Source organism: Plantibacter sp. PA-3-X8 (assembly GCF_003856975.1).
Classification (GTDB): Bacteria; Actinomycetota; Actinomycetes; order Actinomycetales; family Microbacteriaceae; genus Plantibacter; species Plantibacter auratus.
Map to the genome: position 1 here is coordinate 3283809 of NZ_CP033107.1, position 18280 is coordinate 3302088.

Below are 18280 nucleotides of genomic sequence, written 5' to 3' on the forward strand. Positions count from 1 at the left end.
CGGGTCACCACCCGCACGGCCGTCACCTCGCGTCACACGGGCTCAGGGACCGGCACCCGGAACCTATGCTGACGGACACCATGTCCCCGCTGCCCGCCCTCTCGCTGATCCTCGTCCTCGTTCTGTCCGCGACGGCGGTGGGTCTGGTCGTGCGTGCACGGAGCGGGCGTGCGTCGCACCGCACCGACGGGGACCGACTCTCGTCGGCGGCACTCGGGACGACCACTCCGCTCGGCCGATCGGCCACCCTGGTGCAGTTCAGCACCGAGTTCTGTGCCCAGTGCCCCGGGACCAGACGACTGCTGCACGAGCTGGCCGACGGGGAGGCGGGCGTGGGCGTCCTCGACGTCGATCTGACCCACCGTCCCGACCTCGCGGACCGCTTCTCCGTCCTGCAGACGCCCACCGTCCTCCTCCTCGACCGCGCCGGGATCGTGCGCGGTCGGTTCTCCGGGGTCGCACGCCGTGCGGTGCTCGCCGGCGAGCTCCGATCCGTCCTCGGGAGACCAGCATGACCTCGAATCCTCCAGCAGCACAGCCGACCGGCATCGACCCGCGCAGCCCGCGGTTCGGCGCGACCGTGACCGCCGTGCTCCTCCTCGTCGCCGTCTTCCTCGCGCTGACGGCGCCGCTCGCCGACACGCTGCCCGCGCGGGCCGGCCAACCGGCCTTCGTCCTCCTCGTCGTCGTCGCAGCCCTGTTCGCGTGGGGCGCGTTCGCCGGGATCCGACGCCACCCGTACGGCATCGTGTTCCGACGCCTCATCCGCCCGAGGTTCGGCCCGCCCGTCGAACTCGAGGCACCCGAACCACCGACCTTCGCGCAGGGCGTCGGGCTCGTGGTGGTCGCGATCGGACTCGTGCTGCACCTCGTCGGGTTGCCGGGATCCCTCGCCGTCTCCGCCGGTGCCGCGTTCGTCGCCGCCTTCCTCAACGCGGCGTTCGGGTTCTGCCTCGGCTGCCGCCTGTATGTGCTCCTCCTCCGCGCCCGCCTCATCGGACGACCAGCGTGACGGTGGCCTGAAGCACCTGTCGACAGCGTTTGTCGACGGGGTGACCGTCCAGGTCGATCCGGTTAGGCTGACCCCACGAACACCAGCGCCGATGCGCTCCTGCACGGCCCGACGATGGAGGTTGCACCATGGCGGTAACAAGCGAAGCCACGACGGTCTGGAACGGCACGCTCTTCGAGGGATCCGGGCACACGAGCCTCGACACCTCCGAGGCGGCCGAGTTCGCCGTCGACTGGAAGGCACGCTCGGAGGGATCCAACACGACGACGACCCCCGAGGAACTGCTCGGGGCTGCTCACGCCTCCTGCTACTCGATGGCGTTCGCCAACGAACTCACGAGCGCCGGATTCCCGCCGGAGCGCATCCAGGCAACCGCGGGGGTCTCCTTCACCCCCGGCACCGGCATCACCGGCAGCCACCTGCTCGTCAGCGCGGTCGTACCCGGCATCTCCGAGGCCGACTTCGAGCGCATCGCCACGGCGGCGAAGGAGGGTTGCCCGGTCTCGCAGGCGCTCGCCGGCATCCCGATCACCCTCGAAGCCAGCCTCGCGTAACCACCACCGTCCAGCAGCACGAGCAGGAAGGCGACGCGCATGCGCATCGTGATCGGCGGAGCCTCCGGGCTCATCGGAACGGCGCTCGGGCGCTCCCTCGAGACCGACGGCCATGACGTCGTCCGGCTCGTACGACGTCCGGCGCGTGGTGCCGGAGAAGCGGAGTGGGATCCGCTGGCAGGCGTGCTGGATCCAGCGGTCCTGAGCGGCGCCGACGCGGTCGTCAACCTCTCCGGTGCCTCCCTCGGCAAGCTGCCGTGGACGGCGGCCTACCGGTCCACGATCCTCTGGTCACGACTCAGCGCCACCCGGACACTCGTCGACGCCATGAACCGGGCGGAGCAGCCACCGGCCGCCTTCCTCAGTGGTTCGGCGGTCGGGTACTACGGCGACCGTCCCGGAGAGACCCTCACGGAGGACTCCTCCAGAGGGGCCGGATACCTCGCCGACGTCGTCGTCGCCTGGGAGGACTCGGCGCTCGCGGCGCCCGACGCCGTCCGCACCGTGCTGCTCCGCAACGGTATCGTCGTCGACCTGGCAGGCGTGCTCAAGCCGCTGGCACCGCTCACCCGGTTCGGGGTCGCCGGTCCGCTCGGTTCGGGCCGCCAGTTCTGGCCGTGGATCGGGCTGCAGGACGAGGTCCGGGCGATCACCCACCTCCTGACCTCGACGCTCTCCGGACCGGTGAACCTGTGCGGTCCGCAGGCCGCCCGTGCCGACGACCTCATGTTCGAGCTCGCCAGACGGATGAACCGGCCCTATCTGCTCCGCGTCCCGAAGTTCGCCCTCAAGGCGCTCCTCGGCGACGCCGCCGACGGACTGCTGCTGAGCGATCAGCGCGTCGAACCTCGTCGGCTCCTGGACGACGGCTTCACGTTCAGCACGCCGACCGTCGAGCAGGCGTTGGCCGAAGCACTCGCCCGGGACTGAACGACGGGACGCCGCCGCTCCGGTCAGCTCCGCGAGAGCCGGATCGCCTGCCGGATGGCCTGCCGTGCTCGGCGGCGGTCTCCGGCACCGTCGTAGACGAGTCCGAGGCGGTACCAGGATCGCCAGTCGTCGGGAGCGGCCTCGGCCGCGTCACGGTACTTCGGGAACAGCTCGTCTGCGGCATCACGCATCGGCCGGCCGCTCTCGCGGGTCTCGACCTGCTCGGGCGGAAGGCCGCCCTCGGCCTCGAGGCGGACGCCGAGGCGCTCGGCGCCCAACCCGAAGGCGATCTCGCGCCAGAGCGCCCAGACGCCGAGGATCGGCAGGACGACGAGCGCCGCACCCATGGCGATGCCGACAGGTTCGCCCGTGCCGAGGAGGACGACGGCACGGTACCCGACGAGGACGATGTAGAGGACGAGCAGGGCCGCGATGATCGCGACCATGACGCGGGTCTTCACAGGGCGCTGGCCGCCGCGGCTTGGCCGGAGACGTGCTCGGGCGCCCCCTGGGCGGGCCGCCGACCCGCCGGCCCTGGGCGATCGAGTCCGAGGTCGAGCAGACTGTCGAGACCGACGGTGACCCCCTGGGCGTCGCGGGCGGCCACGAGGGCGAGCCGGATGCCCCGCTCGTAGGACGCGGGCGAGATCGTGTCGTGCGTGATCGTGACGAGTTCGTCGACGCCACCGAACACGACCTCCTGGCGGGCGACGACACCCTGGAGCCGCAGGCTGTGGATCGGGATGCTCGAGACCTGCTGTCCCCTCGCCCGCTGGTCGGTGTGCGGAGCGGCGACGGGCCCACGGTCGCCACGAGCGGCCATCATCAGCTCGGCGGTGCGCACGGCGGTCCCGGAGGGCGAGTCCACCTTCGTGTCGCGGTGGGACTCGATGATCTCGATCGAGTCGAAGAAGCGGGCCGCGACGGTCGCCAGACTCGTCGACAGGACGGACCCCAGCGAGAAGTTGGGGATGATGACGACGCCCTGCTCGGGCAGCTCGGCGAGCCGGCGGTCGAGTCGCTGGATACGCTCGGCCGACCAACCGCTCGTCCCGACGAGCACGTTGATGCCCTGAGCGACGGCGTGGTCGACGATCCGCTGGCTGACACCCGGGACCGTGACGTCGACGACGAGGTCCGCCCCGTCCATCTCGCTCAGCTCGCTCGACGAACCGAGCGACGCGACCAGCTCGAAGTCGTCGAGTGAACCGATGATGCTGGTGAACAGTCGGCCCATCTTGCCTCTCGCGCCGGCCAGCGCCACTCGTGTCGTCATGCCCTCAGCTTACGTGTTGCCCGCGCGCGCCGTCCTCGGGCGGAGGCCTGCCGATCTGCTCCCCCGCCGCCGACTAGACGATGTGCGGCTCGGGAAGACCCGTGCGGAGCTCCATGGGGAGGTGCGCGAGGTCGTTGTGGGTGATGAGGCTCCACGGACGCCCGGCGCGCTGGTGCAGCACCGTCAGTCCGCCGTTGGCCTGGTTGATGCTCACCCAGCGCCATGCGGGCGCCTGGAGCGCCTCGCGGACGAGCCACCCGATGACGAAGTTGTGCGTGATGAGCAGCTCGTGATGGTCACCGCGCTTCGGCGAGAGGAACTCGGCGGCCGCGTCGGCCATCTGCGCCTCGCCCGCCTCGATCTCCGCTTCGGTGATCGAGCCGAAGAAGGGGTCGAACGCCGACGGCGTCTCCGGTGTGCGACCGCTCGGGACGCAGTCGAAGAGCAGTGACGACGGCTCCGGTGTGACCGCCGGCATCCGCTCGGCGATGATCTGGGCGGTCTCCGCGGCACGCTGCAACGGCGAGTGCCACGCCGCGGTCATCGGGACACCACCGAGGCGCTCCGCGAGCAGCTGTGCCTGACGCCGACCGCGTGCCGACAGTGGTCCGTCGGGCAAGCCGTGCTCAGCGTGTTGCTGCTCGCCGTGTCTGACGAGATACAGGTAATGGGACATTCAACGCACCCCCGCGATGATCGGAGCGAAGGTGTCCTCGTCGACGGCTCCGACCGCCGACACCGTGATGGGCTGCGCGGCGAGGTGCTGCGCGAGCTGCTGGACGTCGTCCTGACCGACGGACTGCAGGCGACGGATGCTCTCGTCGAGGTCGATGAACTCGCCGAGGGTCAGCTCCGCTCGACCGAGGCGGCTCATACGCGAGTCCGAATCCTCCAGCGCCAGCGCCGAGGCGCCGCTCAGCTGGCCGAGCGCGCGCGACAACTCCTCGTCCGTCACGCCGTGCTCGGCGAGCCGGTGGAGCTCGGCGAGCATGAGCTCGGCCACGGTCGCCGCCTTCGCCGTGGAGCAGGCGGCAGCGAGGCCGAAGACGCCGGCGTCCGAGTAGCTGCCGGCGAACGAGTACACGGAGTAGGCGAGCCCGCGCCGTTCTCGGATCTCCTGGAACAGGCGGCTGGACATGCCGCCGCCGAGGATGGAGTTGAGCATGCTCATGGCGAATCGTCGCTCGTCGCCCGCGATGAGGCCCGCTCCGCCGATCTGCAGGTGGACCTGCTCGGTGGGTCGGTGCACGACCGAGAGCGGCGATCCGCCGACGACGGCAGCAGGAGCGAGGGTCCGACGCGCGACCGGTGCGGCCACCGCGTCCGCCGGCCAGCCCGCTTGCACGAGCGCCCCCGACACCTGGGCGACGAGCGCGTCGTGGTCGACGGCGCCGGCCGCCGTCACGATGACGTCGTTCGCGCGGTAATTGGCTCGGTAGTGCGCCACGACGGCGTCCCGGCCGACCTCGATGATCGACTGCGGGTGACCGCCGATGGGACGCCCGAGCGGGTGCTCGCCGAGCACGCGCTCGAAGAACCGTTCGTTGGCGACGTCCCCTGGATCGTCGTCCATCATCGCGAGCTCTTCGAGGATGACGCCGCGTTCGTTCTCGAACTCCTCCGGGTCGAGTAGCGAGGAGGTGAGCATGTCGGTGATGACGTCCACCGCCATCGGCAGGTCGCGATCGCGCACCTTGGCGTAGTAGCAGGTGTGCTCCTTGGCCGTGAGCGCGTTGTGCTCGCCGCCGACGGCGTCGAAGGCGACCGCGATGTCGAGGGCGGAACGCGACGGCGTGCCCTTGAACAGGAGGTGCTCCAGGAAGTGCGTCGAGCCGAAGGTCGCCGGTCGATCGGCGGTCGCCGGTTGTTCGTCGCGGGAGCCGACGGCCACCCAGTAGCCGATCGTCGCGCTGCGGCTGCCCGGCATGTGTTCGCTCAGGATGCGCAGCCCGTTGGGCAGGACCGTCCGGCGGACGAGCGCGTCCCCGGATGCGGTGAACGCGAGCTCGGGACGAGTGAGCGGAAAGTCGACGGCGGCGTTCATCACCCCAACCATACGTCAGGTTCCCGGGCGTCGCGCGCGAGCGACCGTGCGCAGGCGACCGCCGGTCGACTCAGCGCAAGCGACCGGAGACGCGGTCGAGCTCGAGGATCTGCCCGCGGCTCAGCCGCACGTCGGCCGCCGCGATGAGCGAGTCGACGTGAGCCGGCTGGGACGCGCTCGCGATGGGCGCGACGACGCCGGGACGTGACATGGCCCAGGCGAGCGCCGCCGAGGCGACCGTGCAGCGGTTCTCCTCCGCGATCTCGTCGAGGACGTGCAGGACCCGCAGTCCACGGCGGTGGAGATGGGTCGCGGCGCGACTGCCGCGGGTGCTCGGGTCGAGGTCGGAGCGGGTGCGGTAGCGGCCCGTCAGGAAGCCGTTCGCGAGGGCGAAGTAGGGCAGGACACCGAGGTGCTGGGCCGTCGCGACGAGCGCGAGGGTACTCTCGTACGGCTCCCGGTGCATGAGGCTGTAGTGCGTCTCGAGCGCGACGAACTGGGTGAAGCCGCTCGCCGAGAGGATCCGTGCCTCCATCAGCCGTTCGGGGGTCGTGTTCGAGGTGCCGAGGTAGCGGACCTTGCCGGTCTCGATCAACCAGTCGACCGTCCCGAGGCTGTCGGCCAACGGGATGCTCGGGTCGTCGTCGTGGAAGGACAGCAGGTCGATGTGGTCGGTCTGCAACCGTTCGAGCGCCGCCTCGACCGCACGGATGATGCTCACCGAGCCGAGACCCGGGTAGTCGGGGTGCCGGCCGATCTTCGTCGCGACGACCATGTCGTCCCGGTTGCGGCGCTTCCGCATCCAATTGCCGATGAGGATCTCGCTGCGTCCGCCCGCGTAGCTGTCGGCGGTGTCCACCATGTTGCCGCCGGAGTCGTGGAACCGGTCGAGGATGTCCGACGTCGTGTCGGGGTCGACGGTCCACCCGAACACGCTGCCGCCGAGCACGACCGGGAAGACCGACAACTCGGAGTCGCCGATCGTGCGCCTCGGTGCCTCAGAAGGCTCGGGGTCCTGGACGGGCGTCGGGAAGGACGGGTGCGGGACGAGCTGCTCGGGACGCCGACTCGCGTCGTCGTCGACGCCGTCCGCTGCTCCGCCGACGAGAGAACTGCCACGGGTGCTCGACGAGCGCCAGAGGTGTGGCATCCCCTGCCCCTCTCTCGGTCCGCCGACCGGTGACGCGCTGCACCGTCGGGATCCGTGCGTGGAGCGACGGGCCGGTGCTTGCTCACCAGGCTAGAGGAGACCGGCGACTTCGGCTGGACGACATAACGACCGGGTGGCAACTGATTCGTAACGATTCCGCGTTCCACCCGGGGCGGCCTTTCGACGGGGCGACATCACCGTTCCTTGAAGTACCGGAAGAGCTGCTCCTCCTTCGTGAGCGCTACCCCGCCGATCACTCCACAAAGGACGGCGGGCACGGCGACCACGGCTGGTCGGATCGCGATCCCAGCGACCACTCCAAGGCCTTCCTGGGGCGCGATCTCCAGGAGCAGCAGGATGGCGGACACCGCCATCACTGCAGCGCCGACGGCCCAGCAGAGTGTTTCGCAGACGAGTTGCAGCACCTGCGACCCGACCGGCACCCCTGCATGACGCGCGGATGCCAATTCGATGCGGCGGGTTCGGGTCGCGACGAACCCGATTGCGGCGGCGATGACGATTCCGACGAGCGGCGCGAATCGAGAGAGACGCTCGGCGTACCGCGCGGCGCCGTCGAAGTGAGCGCCGAGCGTGCTGTTGAGCTGCGCGAGCCGTGGCGGCGATGCATCCGTTGCCCCAGCCCCTGGGAGGAGGACGGTGCGCAGCGCATCGGTCGACGATTGCGACTGCGGCCAGGTGTCGATCCAACATTCGTCGAACGGGCCGATCGCCGCTGTCGGAGCAATGAGCGCGTATCCGAGGCCAAGCCGGCGGCCGTCCTCCACGGAGGTAAAAACGGCTCCGACCTCGACCGTGCCGCTCATCAACGGGAGCTTGTCACTGGCATCGAGTTCGAGGGCATCTGCGAGCGCGGCCGAGACGAGCACGCCACGGTGGGGGCGCGGCGCATCGAGCGCAACGAAACCGGAGAAACCCGGACTGACCTCGAACGTCGGTACGGACGAACTCGGAAGCGCCAGCAGGCGTTCGTTCTCAGTCGACGGCCTCATGGCTCCCGCAGCGTCGATGCCTGGGATCGTCGTGAGCCGGTCGCAGGCTGGCCCGTCGATCTGTTGGGGGGCGATGTAGACCAGGGTCGCCCCACCCGCACGTCGGTAGACGTCGGCAGCAGTCAGGAGTTGGGACATCGTGCCGATCTCAGCCAAGCCCAGCACAAGGACGACGGCGAACAACACACAACCGAGCATCGTCGCCTTCGTCGTGCCGGACTGCACGTCGAGCGCTGCTTCTCGGAGGGTCGATGCCCACCTCATCGCGCTGCACCGAGTGCGATCTCGTCAGTGCATGCATCGCGCGTGCGCTCATCGTGCGTCGCGATGACGACGATGGTCCCGTCGGATGCGATCGACCCGATCGCCTCGTTCACTGAGACGGCCGTGCGCTGGTCCAGCTGAGCGGTCGGCTCGTCCACTAGCAACAGGTGGGGATGCGTCGCAAGTGCGCGGGCGAGCATCAGGCGCTGCGCTTCCCCGCCCGAGAGGTGTCGAAACTGACGCAGGCTGACTCCGGCGAGACCCACCGTCTCGAGGTCGGCGAACGCGCTCTGCCAAGCATGGTCGTGATCCGCGCCGCGCGCGAGGTAAGGGAGCGCGACGTGGTCGAGAGCAGTCCGTCTCGCAACTCCGTGCGGATTCTGGAACACCCAACTGGTCACCGCGACGTCCTCGCGCACGATCACACCCTTCGTCGGGTGCAGCCAGCCGGCGAGCAGACTGAGCAACGTGCTCTTGCCCGAACCGGATGGCCCGGTCACCGCGTACACGCGCCCCGGTACCAAGCGGAACGAGAGGTCTTCAAACAGCCAGTCGCCCTGTGGGAAGCGCAGGGACAGGCCCTCGGCCGTCAACCGCATGGTCGACCGGGAGGGAGCCGAACATCGACTACCACGACCTCGGCGTCTGCTGGCACAACGACGTAGCTCTGACCGAGACCTGATCCGACGACCTCGACGACGACGGTGTGACCGGCACTGGAGATACACCCCGTCGAACCGTCTAGTCCGAAGACCGCAGCGGGTGGCACGGTGGTCACCGTCACCGGCGATGCGAGCTCAAGGTCGACGATGAAGTCCGTGCCATCGTCCGCTGCAAGCCACGCTGCGAATTCAGACGACCGGCCGAGCTCGTGAAGGGCTGCGGGATCCGCGATGGCCCCCTGATCGTCCACCGCAACCCGGACTTCGCCCGCGACGATGACCCGTGGGCCAGGAGCGAGCGTGTCAGGTAGCGCGGCGACACGTGCACTGGCGATGACCGGCGGCGCAACGAACAGCGCGTCATCCGGCGCGACGGATGCACCGAGAACTGTCGGACAGCTCGTGATCCCCGTCACAGGTGCGGGGATCCAGACGAAAGCCTCCCGAGGTATGACGCTCCAGTCGCTGCTGTCCACGCCGTTGCGCTCCGCGAGGTCGCGAGCCGCGCGCAGGGTCAGAGGGCCGAACTCGCCGTCGGCATCCAGCGAGTAGCCCAGTCGATTCAGCTCGGTTTGGAGGCCTCTGACATCGCTTCCGACGGAGTCCGGTCCGAGGTCCCGCCACAGCGGCGCGCCCGACGCGAGGTAGACCAGGGACCGCCCGTTGATCGCTATGCCCGATTCACCGGACTGCGCCTCGCCGCCGACTACGCAGCTCGTCCGCGTGATGAATCCGCCTACCGGCGTGACGATCTCACCCTGCGACTGGGTCTCAAAAGCGAGCGTGACGCTGCGTACGTCGAGGTACTTCGTACTGGTCACGGGCACCTCGCCTACCGGGACCGCCCCGCCGATCGCCGGCGGCGCAGCCTCGGGACGAGCGACCCCGACGACCGTCACCCCGAGGAGAGCTCCCAGCACGAGCAGCGAGGGGATCATGAGCCACACGGACGGCGGAAGCCGACGACGAGCGCGGTCGTCATTCAAGGAGACCCAATGGGTCGCGGATGCAGGACCCGAACACTGGGTCATCGTTGTCGAATGGGAGTGATTCCTGCTTCGCATCTGAGGCGAGGTCCTCGCCGGAGTACCCGGGTTCGACGAGCCCCGCATTGACCAGACATGCCGCGATAATGGCGTCTTCATCGCGCGCATCCGGATTGCGGGCAAGATCGCGGCGCAGACTGCTGACCGCGTAGAAGTCCGGCGTGCACGCGTCCAGCGCTGCGTCCGAAGCGGCGTCCGGCTTCGGCATGTCTGGGAGCGCGATCGCGCCGTACGCATCGTCGAGCGTCACCCTCACTCCCCTGTCCTGCATGCAGCCGATAAACGCGTCGCTGGTCTCCGCCCATTCGGCGTCGGAGATCGCACCATCCTCGAGGATCGCTCGGACAACGTCACTGCCAGCTCGATATGTGTCCGCGAACTCCGACGCCCACGGTCCCGTGAACTCCGGCACGTCTCCGGCACTCCCGGCAACGATGTCTGACGGTCCGAAGTCTGCGGCGCACCCGTTCGACGCAAACAACATGAGCGCTGCGAATACGGGGACGGTCCAGAGCCTACGCATTGCGGTAGGAGTAACCCGTCGCACCATCCCAACACAGCTGCTGTTTGGACCACTGCCCGGCGCGAGCGGGATTCCCGAGATGTGTACTCGACCCGAACGAAACGTGCACGATATTCAGGCACGTGGCGTTCTTCCCCTGCCACATGCTCAGATTGTCGACCCTGCAGGCAGCCTGCGCTGGAGCCGCGGCAGTCAGCGATACGCCCGTGACCAGAGCCGCCATCGCGACAAGACCGAACAGCTTCTTTTTCATCTCAACCCCCGTTGTTCCTGAAACGGCAGCCCATTGAGATAGGCCGCCGTCGGCCCGATTTCGAGCCAGGTCCAACATATCCAAAATCTAAGATATGAGCAGTCGGCATCTTGGGGGACGGGGCAAGGCTCAGCTCCCAGAAACCTCCCCGGCACGCGCGAGAAGTGCGCGTGCGTGCCTGAGGAGCGGCTCGTCGACCATGCGCCCGGCATGCCGGAAGGCGCCGATGCGGTCGGCGGCAGCCGCCAGTAGCTCCCTCGCCGCGCGCACTGCCTCGGGGTCCGGACGGTAAGCGGCCTGGATGATCGGGACCTGCGCGGGATGGATGCACGCCGTCGCAACGAAGCCGACCGCACTCGCATCCTCCGCCTCTACCGCAAGCGACGCTTGGTCGTTGAGGTCGAGATGGACGGCATCGATCGCGGCGACACCGGCGGCCCCCGCTGCGAGCAGGACGTGCGATCGAGCGGCGCCCACGACGTCGCGGTAGCGTCCGTCAGAGCGCCTGCTGCTCGTGCCGCCGAGTGACGCCACCAGGTCCTCAGCGCCCCACATCACGGCGACGACCGAGTCGTGCGCGACGATCGATTCGGCGCGCACGACTCCGGCGGCCGTCTCGCATAGCGCGACGATCGCAACCCCCGGCAGGGCGCGGGCCAGGTCGTCGAGCTGCGCGACGCTCTCGGTCTTCGCGAGCATCACCGTTCGATAAGCCGTTGTCGCCACGGCGGCGACGTCGGCCGCGAAGTCCGGGCCATCCGCTGGATTCACCCGCACGATCGTCAGGAGCGGGTCCAACGGATGCTCCACCATCGCTCCGCGACCGATCGCCTTGCGCGCCGCATCGACGGCGTCCTCGAGATCGAGGATGACGGCATCCGCACGCTCGGCCGCTTTCGCGAAGCGATCCGGACGGTCTGCTGGGACGAAGAGGATCGCCGGCCCCAGGTCGAACGCCGCGGCGCCGGTCACGATGCACCCGAGCACTGGACGAGCGTGCTCCTGGTCGCGGTCGCGACGACGACGCCGTCCTGGTTCCGACCCGTGTGGAGCAGGGTGACGACACCCTCGCCCGGCCTTGACGACGACAACCGTTTGGCCGTCACGAGCGTCTCGGCGTACAGCGTGTCGCCGTGGTGCATCGGGTTCGGGAAGGCGATGTCGGTGAAGCCCAGGTTCGCGACGATCGTCTGCTCGGTGAGCTGTGCGACCGACAGCCCCACGAGCGTCGAGAGCGTCAGCATCGAGTTCACGAGCCGTTCCCCGAAGGGCCCGGTCGCAGACCACGCGGCATCCACGTGCAGCGACTGCCCGTTCATCGTGAGCGTCGAGAACAGGACGTTGTCAGCTTCCGTGAGGGTGCGTCCGGGGCGATGGCGGTAGGTCGCACCCACCACGAACTCCTCGAAGTACAGACCTCGCTGTTCGATCACGGGGCCGGACGACGTCTCGGACGAGTCGGTCATCATGACCTCACGACGCGAAGCCGAGTTCGCGGGCGATGATCATGAGCTGCACCTCGGTGGTGCCCTCACCGATCTCGAGGATCTTCGAGTCCCGGTAGTGCCGCGCCACCGGGTTCTCGTTGAGGAACCCGTAGCCGCCGAAGATCTGGGTCGCGTCGCGGGCGTTGTCCATCGCGGCCTCCCCGGCGACCATCTTCGCGATCGAGGCCTCCATCTTGTAGGGCGCTCCCCGGAGCATGCGCGACGCGGCGTCGTAGTAGGCCTGCCTGGCGGTGTGGACCCTCGCCTGCATCTTCGCGATCCGGAAGGCGATCCACTGGTTGTCACCGATCGCCCGACCGAACACGACCCGCTCCTTGGCGTAGCGGATCGCCTCCTCGAGGCAGCCCTGGGCAGCTCCGACGGCGAGCGCGGCCACGGCGATCCGTCCACCGTCGAGCGCCGTGAGGAAGTTGGCGTATCCGCGCCCGCGTTCGCCGAGCAGGTTGCCCTCCGGCACGCGGACGTCCTCGAACCGCAGGGGGTGGGTGTCGGAGGTGTGCCACCCGACCTTGTCGTAGGGCGGTAGCGCGGTGAAGCCCGGCGTCGGGACCGGCACGAGGATCGACGACAACTCCTTCGTCACCCGGCCGTCGGATCGGACCCGCTCCCCCGTGACGGCCGTGACCGTCACGAGACGGGTGATCTCGCTCCCGGAGTTGGTGATGAACTGCTTCGTGCCGTTGATCACCCACTCACCGTCGACGAGCTCGGCGGTGGTCTCCGTCGCGCCTGCATCACTGCCGGCACGCGCCTCGGTGAGGCCGAACGCGGCGAGCGCCTGCCCGCTCGCGAGCTGCGGGATCCATTCCTCGCGCTGGGCGTCGGTGCCGTACAGGTAGATCGGCATGGCTCCGAGGCCGACGCCGGCCTCGAGGGTGACGCCGATGCTCTGGTCGACGCGTCCGAGCTGCTCGACGGCGAGGCAGAGCGCGAAGTAGTCCATCCCCCCGCCGCCGAGTTCCTTCGGGAACGGCAGCCCGAAGAGTCCGAGCTCCCCCATCTGCGCGATGATGTCGTACGGCAGACGCCGTTCCGTGTCGTACTGATAGGCGGCGGGCGCGACGACCTCGTCGGCGAACGCCTTGACCGTGTCGACGATCCGCTGGTGCTCGGGGCTGAGCTCGGTGTTCATGCTGATGCTCCGTTCGTGGGTGCTGCATCGGTTGGGGCTGCGTTCAGGTGTGCTGCGACGGGGTCTGCGACGATCGTCGCGACCGACTGACGGGTGGTGACCGTGCCACCCGTGGCGACGTGGAGGGTGACCGTGCCGTCGGTCGTGGCGGTGAGGAGGTGCTCCATCTTCATCGCTTCGACGGTGACGAGCGGCTGACCGGCGGTGACGGCGTCGCCGCTCGTGACGTGCACGGCCGTGACGGTGCCGGGCATCGGCGTGCGCACCTCCGGATCGACCGCACCGGCCGCAGTCGGATCCCCGCCGACTGGGAGCGCCCCACGCGGGACCACCTCGACCACACTGATGGCATCGTCGAGCGCGATCCATCGTTCGTCCCCCACGCGGACGGTCTCCAACGGGGTGCTGACACCGTCGTGCTCGAACCGCAGGGTGCCGTCCGACCGGCTGAGGACCGCGGCCCGGGTCGGTGCCGCGTCATCGACGGAGACGCTCGCGTCGTCGCTCGACCCACGCACCTCGATGCGGACGATGCGTCCGTCCTCAAGACGCAGGTGCTGTCGCGTCGGTGCTGCCGCGCCGAGGCGCCACCCACCGGGATCCGACCACGGCGTCCCGAGTCCGGCGGTCCGCGCTGCGGCCTCGAATCGTCGGTCGTCCGTTTCGGCGAGCGCCCCTGCGGTCAGGACCCGCTCGGACGTCGCGGCGGACGGGCTGTCGTCGAGCAGGTCGGCGATGAGTCCGGTGTGCAGTCGTCCCGCGACGACGTCCTCGTCGGCGAGGAGCCGCCGGAGGAAGCCGAGGTTCGTGCGGACACCGAAGACCACCGTCGCCGCGAGCGCGGCGTCGAGTCGCCGGAGCGCGGTCCCGCGATCCTCCGCCCAGCACACGATCTTCGCGAGCATGGGGTCGTACCAGGGGCCGACGAACTGCCCGGCGGCGATGCCGCCGTCGACGCGGACGCCCGGCCCGTGCGGCAGACGCACCCGCTCGAGCACCCCGGTCTGGGGCAGGAAGCCGCTCGACGGGTCCTCCGCGTACAGCCGCGCCTCCACCGCGTGACCACGCAGGACGACGTCGTCCTGCGTCATCGCCAGCGGTTCACCGGCGGCGACGCGCACCTGCCACTCCACGAGGTCGAGCCCCGTGACGAGCTCGGTGACCGGATGCTCCACCTGCAACCGCGTGTTCATCTCGAGGAAGGCGAACTCGTCGGGTCGGTCGTCGGCGACGAGGAACTCGACGGTCCCCACCCCTCGGTAGCCGACGCTCCGTGCGACCGTGCAGGCCGCCTCGCCGAGTCGCGCCCGCTGCCGGTCGTCGACGAGCGGCGACGGGGACTCCTCCACCACCTTCTGGTGCCGACGCTGGAGCGAGCACTCGCGCTCCCCGAGGTGCACGACCGCACCGTGGGCGTCCGCGAGCACCTGCACCTCGATGTGCCGGGGTCTCGTGACGAACCGCTCGAGGAGGAGCGTGGCGTCGCCGAAGGCCGCCTCGGCCACCCGGTGCGCGGAGGCGATGACCGATGGGAGCTCCTCGGCGCGCTCCACCACCTGCATCCCCTTGCCGCCGCCACCGCCCGCCGGCTTGACGATGAGCGGGAAGCCGATGGCGACACCGGCACGGACGAGCGCGTCGTCGTCGAGCGAGGCGTCGGCGACGCCCTCGATGATCGGGACGCCTCGAGCCGCGACGTGGTCCTTCGCCCGGATCTTGTCGCCCATGAGGACCAGGGCGCGCTCGTCCGGTCCGATGAAGACGATCCCGGCAGCGGCGAGCGCCCTCGCGAGCGCGGGTTGTTCGGACAGGAAGCCGTAGCCCGGGTGCACCGCCTCGGCCCCGGTCGTGACGGCGGCTCGGACGACGGCGTCGACGTCGAGGTAGCTGTCCGCGGCGGGCGCGGGTCCCAGGCGGACGGCGCGGTCCGCGAGCCGGACATGCGGGGCGTCGCGGTCAGGGTCGCTGAAGACCGCGATGCTCTCGATGTCCATCGCTGTGAGCGTGCGGATCACCCGACAGGCGATCTCGCCGCGGTTCGCGACGAGGACGGAGCGGAAGGGGCGCGCGGATGCGTGGCCCGGCCGGTTCGGTGTCTGGATCGTCATGCCGTCACATCCTGAAGAGGCCGAGGCCAGGTTCTGGCAGGGGCGCGCGGGAGCACACCTCGAGCGCGAGTCCGAGGACCGTGCGGGTCCGGGCGGGGTCGATGATGCCGTCGTCCCAGAGCCGCGCGGTCGAGTAGTACGGGTTGCCCTGCTCCTCGAAGTCGGCGAGGATCGGCGCCCGGAAGTCCTCCTCCGCCTGGGCGGTCCACGCCTCACCGCGGGCCTCGAGTTGGTCGCGCTTGACGGTCGCGAGGACACTCGCCGCCTGTTGTCCCCCCATGACGGAGATGCGCGCGCCCGGCCACATCCAGAGGAACCGGGGATCGTAGGCGCGGCCGCACATGGAGTAGTTGCCGGCGCCGAACGAACCACCGATCACGACCGTCAGCTTCGGCACCCGGGTGGTCGCGACCGCGGTGACCATCTTCGCGCCGTGCTTGGCGATGCCTCCGGCCTCGGCGTCACTGCCGACCATGAAGCCCGAGATGTTCTGGAGGAACAGCAACGGGATGCCGCGCTGGTCGGCGAGCTCGATGAAGTGAGCGCCCTTCAGGGCCGACTCGCTGAAGAGCACGCCGTTGTTCGCGATGATGCCGACGGGGTGCCCGTGCAGCCTCGCGAACCCGGTCACGAGGGTGTCGCCGTACTCGCGTTTGAACTCCGAGAAGTCACTGCCGTCGACGAGCCGCGCGATCACCTCACGGACGTCGTAGGCCGTCTGCAGCTCCGCCGGCACGACGCCGTACAGCTCTGCCTCCGGGACGACCGGCGGCACACTGGGACGCACCTCCCACGCGCGCGGGTGGGGCGCCGGCAGCGTCGCGACCGCATCCCGGAGGATGTCGAGCGCGTCCGCGTCGTCGTCGGCGAGGTGGTCCGTGACCCCCGACACCCGGGCGTGGAGGTCGCCGCCGCCGAGTTGCTCCGGCGTCACGACCTCGCCGATCGCGGCCTTCACGAGCGGTGGACCGCCTAGGAAGATCGTGCCCTGGCCACGCACGATCACGTTCTCGTCGCTCATGGCGGGGACGTACGCGCCTCCGGCGGTGCAGGACCCGAGTACGGCGGCGAGTTGCGGGATGCCGGCCGCCGACATCCTGGCCTGATTGAAGAAGATCCGGCCGAAGTGGTCGCGATCGGGGAAGACCTCGTCCTGCGTCGGGAGGTTCGCTCCCCCGGAGTCGACGAGGTACAGGCACGGCAGTCGGTTCGCGGCCGCGATCTCCTGGGCCCGGAGGTGCTTCTTCACCGTCATCGGGAAGTACGAGCCGCCCTTCGCGGTCGCGTCGTTCGACACGACGAGCACGTGTCGTCCGTGGACGAGGCCGATCCCGGCGATGACCCCGGCGCCGGGAGTCGCGTCGTCGTACATGCCGTGCGCGGCCAAGGGCGCGATCTCCAGGAAGGGGCTGCCCTCGTCGAGCAGACGGTCGACCCGATCGCGCGGCAGCAGCTTCCCCCGGGCGACATGCCGGGCCCGCGACGCCTCCGGGCCGCCCAGGGCCGCGGTCGCCATCGTCTGCTCGAGCACCGTCACGAGCGTCCGCTGGGCCGCCTCCTGCTCGCGGAATCTGGCTGAGGTGGGATCGGCACCGCTCGTGAGGGTGGGCACTCGGGCTCCTGTCGTCATCGACCGTGAGTGCATTCAGTTACTCACCACTCACTGAAAGAGAGGTTACAGTTCATTAACTGAAAAAGTCCACCCCGAGGAGAGCCGATGACCGGTCGTGACACACCGTCCCCGAACCCGCCGCATCTCGGGCGCTCGGAGGCGAAAGCGGCACGTCGCTCGGCCCTCCTGCGGTCAGCAGCCGGACTGTTCGCCGAGCGCGGCTTCGCCGGGGTGTCGATGGAGGACCTCGGAACGGCCGTCGGCATGAGCGGACCCGCCGTCTACCGCCACTTCCCGAGCAAGCAGGCCGTCCTCGCAGCACTCCTCGTCGGCGTCAGTCAGGATCTGCTGGACGGCGGGACCCGCGAGGTCGAGCAGGCTCCCGACAGCGATCGGGCACTGCGTTCGCTGGTCACCTTCCACGTGGCCTTCGCCCTCGACGACCCCGACGTGATCCGCATCCAGGACCACGACCTCGACAGCCTGGCACCGGACGACCGCCGCGCGGTCCGCACCCTCCAGCGGCGGTACGTCGAGCGGTGGGTGGACGTCCTCACGACGCTGCATCCCACGATCCCCGCGGCGGAACTGCGGGTCCGCGCGCTCGCGGGATTCGGACTGATCAACTCCACGTCCCACAGCACCTCCCTCGGCAGGAACGAGGCCGGGACACCCGACCGCGAGGCGGTGCGCTCGACGCTCGAGCGGATGGCACTGGCCGCCCTGCTCGCCGCGTGAGGACGCGGGACAGGTTCAGTCGACGAGCACGGACAGGACGTTCCCCGCTGGATCGGTGAACCAGGCGATGTCCGGGCCGTTCCCGCGCATGATCCCCTTCGCATCCGTCGGCAGGACGTCGTCGGGGTAGAGCTTCGTCACCACACCGCGGGCCTGCAGCTCGTCGACCGCCGTGTCGATGTCGTCGACCACGAGGTTCAGCACGGTGAACGAGGCTGGTGTGTGGTCAGGCTTCCCGTAGACGAGCACCGACCCGCCGGCGGGCAGCGCCACGTCCAGGAATCCCATGGCGTTGTCGGTGACCGTGAGACCGAGGACGTCCCGGTAGAACGCCCTCGCCGCGTCGATGTCGTCGACCGAGAACCCGCTGAAGACATCCGTGTAGGTGACCATGAGCCGCTCCTTTGCTGATTCCCGATGCGTACACGATGCACGATGCCACGTCGCGGCCGTCGCGT

21 protein-coding genes are annotated in these 18280 nt (G+C 69.5%); 5 read left to right on the top strand and 16 right to left on the bottom strand.

Annotation, left to right across the window (positions count from 1 at the left end; genetic code table 11):
• Nucleotides 1-80: 80 nt before the first annotated feature.
• The 4 genes from EAO79_RS15485 (at nt 81) to EAO79_RS15500 (ending at nt 2496) form a co-directional block, all read left to right on the top strand.
• Nucleotides 81-515 carry a thioredoxin family protein gene (locus EAO79_RS15485; RefSeq protein ID WP_124769517.1) on the top strand — a complete coding sequence of 145 codons (435 nt, stop codon included), beginning with the start codon at nt 81-83 and terminating at the stop codon, nt 513-515.
• Entirely contained in the window at nt 512-1012 is a 501-nt protein-coding gene (locus EAO79_RS15490) for a DUF4395 domain-containing protein (RefSeq protein WP_124769518.1), read from the top strand. The genes EAO79_RS15485 and EAO79_RS15490 overlap by 4 nt, the downstream gene beginning before the upstream one ends.
• 128 nt (nt 1013-1140) lie before the next feature.
• Entirely contained in the window at nt 1141-1566 is a 426-nt protein-coding gene (locus EAO79_RS15495; protein ID WP_124769519.1) for an OsmC family peroxiredoxin, read from the top strand.
• Nucleotides 1567-1605: 39 nt separating this feature from the next.
• Complete coding sequence (locus EAO79_RS15500) at nt 1606-2496, top strand: TIGR01777 family oxidoreductase (protein WP_124769520.1); 891 nt, start codon at nt 1606-1608, stop codon at nt 2494-2496.
• 23 nt (nt 2497-2519) lie between these two features.
• Here the strand turns inward: EAO79_RS15500 and EAO79_RS15505 are convergent, their stop codons facing one another.
• The 15 genes from EAO79_RS15505 to EAO79_RS15575 form a co-directional block, all read right to left on the bottom strand.
• On the bottom strand, nt 2520-2942 hold the full coding sequence (locus tag EAO79_RS15505) for a hypothetical protein (protein ID WP_197977658.1): 423 nt from the start codon (nt 2940-2942) through the stop codon (nt 2520-2522).
• A gap of 11 nt (nt 2943-2953) precedes the next feature.
• The gene (dapB, locus tag EAO79_RS15510) at nt 2954-3772 is read right to left on the bottom strand and encodes a 4-hydroxy-tetrahydrodipicolinate reductase (RefSeq protein ID WP_124769522.1); all 819 of its coding nucleotides are present in this window, start codon (nt 3770-3772) and stop codon (nt 2954-2956) included.
• Nucleotides 3773-3845: 73 nt separating this feature from the next.
• On the bottom strand, nt 3846-4448 hold the full coding sequence (locus tag EAO79_RS15515) for a histidine phosphatase family protein (protein WP_071262315.1): 603 nt from the start codon (nt 4446-4448) through the stop codon (nt 3846-3848).
• Nucleotides 4449-5816, bottom strand: coding sequence for a pitrilysin family protein (locus EAO79_RS15520; protein ID WP_124769523.1), 1368 nt, complete (start codon nt 5814-5816; stop codon nt 4449-4451). It lies immediately after the preceding gene.
• Nucleotides 5817-5886: 70 nt separating this feature from the next.
• On the bottom strand, nt 5887-6966 hold the full coding sequence (locus tag EAO79_RS15525; RefSeq protein WP_079002693.1) for an aldo/keto reductase: 1080 nt from the start codon (nt 6964-6966) through the stop codon (nt 5887-5889).
• A 194-nt stretch (nt 6967-7160) separates the two neighbouring features.
• Nucleotides 7161-8201, bottom strand: coding sequence for a hypothetical protein (locus tag EAO79_RS15530; RefSeq protein ID WP_124769524.1), 1041 nt, complete (start codon nt 8199-8201; stop codon nt 7161-7163).
• A 35-nt stretch (nt 8202-8236) separates the two neighbouring features.
• Nucleotides 8237-8839, bottom strand: a complete 603-nt coding sequence (locus EAO79_RS15535; RefSeq protein WP_079707104.1) for an ATP-binding cassette domain-containing protein — start codon at nt 8837-8839, stop codon at nt 8237-8239.
• Nucleotides 8830-9849: a peptidoglycan-binding protein gene (locus EAO79_RS15540; RefSeq protein ID WP_206428243.1), complete on the bottom strand. Its 1020-nt coding sequence runs from the start codon at nt 9847-9849 to the stop codon at nt 8830-8832. The genes EAO79_RS15535 and EAO79_RS15540 overlap by 10 nt, the downstream gene beginning before the upstream one ends.
• 31 nt (nt 9850-9880) lie before the next feature.
• Entirely contained in the window at nt 9881-10471 is a 591-nt protein-coding gene (locus EAO79_RS15545; RefSeq protein WP_124769526.1) for a hypothetical protein, read from the bottom strand.
• The gene (locus tag EAO79_RS15550) at nt 10464-10724 is read right to left on the bottom strand and encodes a hypothetical protein (protein ID WP_124769527.1); all 261 of its coding nucleotides are present in this window, start codon (nt 10722-10724) and stop codon (nt 10464-10466) included. The genes EAO79_RS15545 and EAO79_RS15550 overlap by 8 nt, the downstream gene beginning before the upstream one ends.
• 129 nt (nt 10725-10853) lie before the next feature.
• Nucleotides 10854-11696: a CoA ester lyase gene (locus tag EAO79_RS15555; RefSeq protein ID WP_124769528.1), complete on the bottom strand. Its 843-nt coding sequence runs from the start codon at nt 11694-11696 to the stop codon at nt 10854-10856.
• Nucleotides 11693-12190, bottom strand: a complete 498-nt coding sequence (locus EAO79_RS15560) for a MaoC family dehydratase (RefSeq protein WP_079707383.1) — start codon at nt 12188-12190, stop codon at nt 11693-11695. Before EAO79_RS15560 ends, EAO79_RS15555 begins: the two co-directional genes overlap by 4 nt.
• Nucleotides 12191-12197: 7 nt before the next feature.
• On the bottom strand, nt 12198-13364 hold the full coding sequence (locus tag EAO79_RS15565; RefSeq protein ID WP_064294458.1) for an acyl-CoA dehydrogenase family protein: 1167 nt from the start codon (nt 13362-13364) through the stop codon (nt 12198-12200).
• Nucleotides 13361-15472 (bottom strand): biotin carboxylase N-terminal domain-containing protein, encoded by a 2112-nt coding sequence (locus EAO79_RS15570; RefSeq protein WP_124769529.1) that lies wholly within the window; start codon nt 15470-15472, stop codon nt 13361-13363. Before EAO79_RS15570 ends, EAO79_RS15565 begins: the two co-directional genes overlap by 4 nt.
• Before the next feature lie 4 nt (nt 15473-15476).
• Nucleotides 15477-17084: a carboxyl transferase domain-containing protein gene (locus EAO79_RS15575; protein ID WP_241160904.1), complete on the bottom strand. Its 1608-nt coding sequence runs from the start codon at nt 17082-17084 to the stop codon at nt 15477-15479.
• 105 nt (nt 17085-17189) lie between these two features.
• On the opposite strand from EAO79_RS15575, the gene EAO79_RS15580 reads away from it, so the two are divergent.
• Nucleotides 17190-17822 carry a TetR/AcrR family transcriptional regulator gene (locus tag EAO79_RS15580; protein WP_124769531.1) on the top strand — a complete coding sequence of 211 codons (633 nt, stop codon included), beginning with the start codon at nt 17190-17192 and terminating at the stop codon, nt 17820-17822.
• A gap of 15 nt (nt 17823-17837) precedes the next feature.
• Here the strand turns inward: EAO79_RS15580 and EAO79_RS15585 are convergent, their stop codons facing one another.
• On the bottom strand, nt 17838-18215 hold the full coding sequence (locus tag EAO79_RS15585; protein WP_086473891.1) for a VOC family protein: 378 nt from the start codon (nt 18213-18215) through the stop codon (nt 17838-17840).
• Between the last annotated feature and the right edge of the window lie 65 nt (nt 18216-18280).

Bases quoted from the DNA above. Each gene is read 5' to 3' on its own strand.
- EAO79_RS15520 (WP_124769523.1), bottom strand. From the start codon at position 5,816: ATGAACGCCGCCGTCGACTTTCCGCTCACTCGTCCCGAGCTCGCGTTC.
- EAO79_RS15560 (WP_079707383.1), bottom strand. From the start codon at position 12,190: ATGACCGACTCGTCCGAGACGTCGTCCGGCCCCGTGATCGAACAGCGA.
- EAO79_RS15550 (WP_124769527.1), bottom strand. From the start codon at position 10,724: ATGAAAAAGAAGCTGTTCGGTCTTGTCGCGATGGCGGCTCTGGTCACG.
- EAO79_RS15485 (WP_124769517.1), top strand. From the start codon at position 81: ATGTCCCCGCTGCCCGCCCTCTCGCTGATCCTCGTCCTCGTTCTGTCC.
- EAO79_RS15500 (WP_124769520.1), top strand. From the start codon at position 1,606: ATGCGCATCGTGATCGGCGGAGCCTCCGGGCTCATCGGAACGGCGCTC.
- EAO79_RS15515 (WP_071262315.1), bottom strand. From the start codon at position 4,448: ATGTCCCATTACCTGTATCTCGTCAGACACGGCGAGCAGCAACACGCT.
- EAO79_RS15535 (WP_079707104.1), bottom strand. From the start codon at position 8,839: ATGCGGTTGACGGCCGAGGGCCTGTCCCTGCGCTTCCCACAGGGCGAC.
- EAO79_RS15570 (WP_124769529.1), bottom strand. From the start codon at position 15,472: ATGACGATCCAGACACCGAACCGGCCGGGCCACGCATCCGCGCGCCCC.
- EAO79_RS15585 (WP_086473891.1), bottom strand. From the start codon at position 18,215: ATGGTCACCTACACGGATGTCTTCAGCGGGTTCTCGGTCGACGACATC.
- EAO79_RS15580 (WP_124769531.1), top strand. From the start codon at position 17,190: ATGACCGGTCGTGACACACCGTCCCCGAACCCGCCGCATCTCGGGCGC.
- EAO79_RS15525 (WP_079002693.1), bottom strand. From the start codon at position 6,966: ATGCCACACCTCTGGCGCTCGTCGAGCACCCGTGGCAGTTCTCTCGTC.
- EAO79_RS15495 (WP_124769519.1), top strand. From the start codon at position 1,141: ATGGCGGTAACAAGCGAAGCCACGACGGTCTGGAACGGCACGCTCTTC.
- dapB (WP_124769522.1), bottom strand. From the start codon at position 3,772: ATGACGACACGAGTGGCGCTGGCCGGCGCGAGAGGCAAGATGGGCCGA.
- EAO79_RS15565 (WP_064294458.1), bottom strand. From the start codon at position 13,364: ATGAACACCGAGCTCAGCCCCGAGCACCAGCGGATCGTCGACACGGTC.
- EAO79_RS15490 (WP_124769518.1), top strand. From the start codon at position 512: ATGACCTCGAATCCTCCAGCAGCACAGCCGACCGGCATCGACCCGCGC.
- EAO79_RS15545 (WP_124769526.1), bottom strand. From the start codon at position 10,471: ATGCGTAGGCTCTGGACCGTCCCCGTATTCGCAGCGCTCATGTTGTTT.
- EAO79_RS15505 (WP_197977658.1), bottom strand. From the start codon at position 2,942: ATGGTCGCGATCATCGCGGCCCTGCTCGTCCTCTACATCGTCCTCGTC.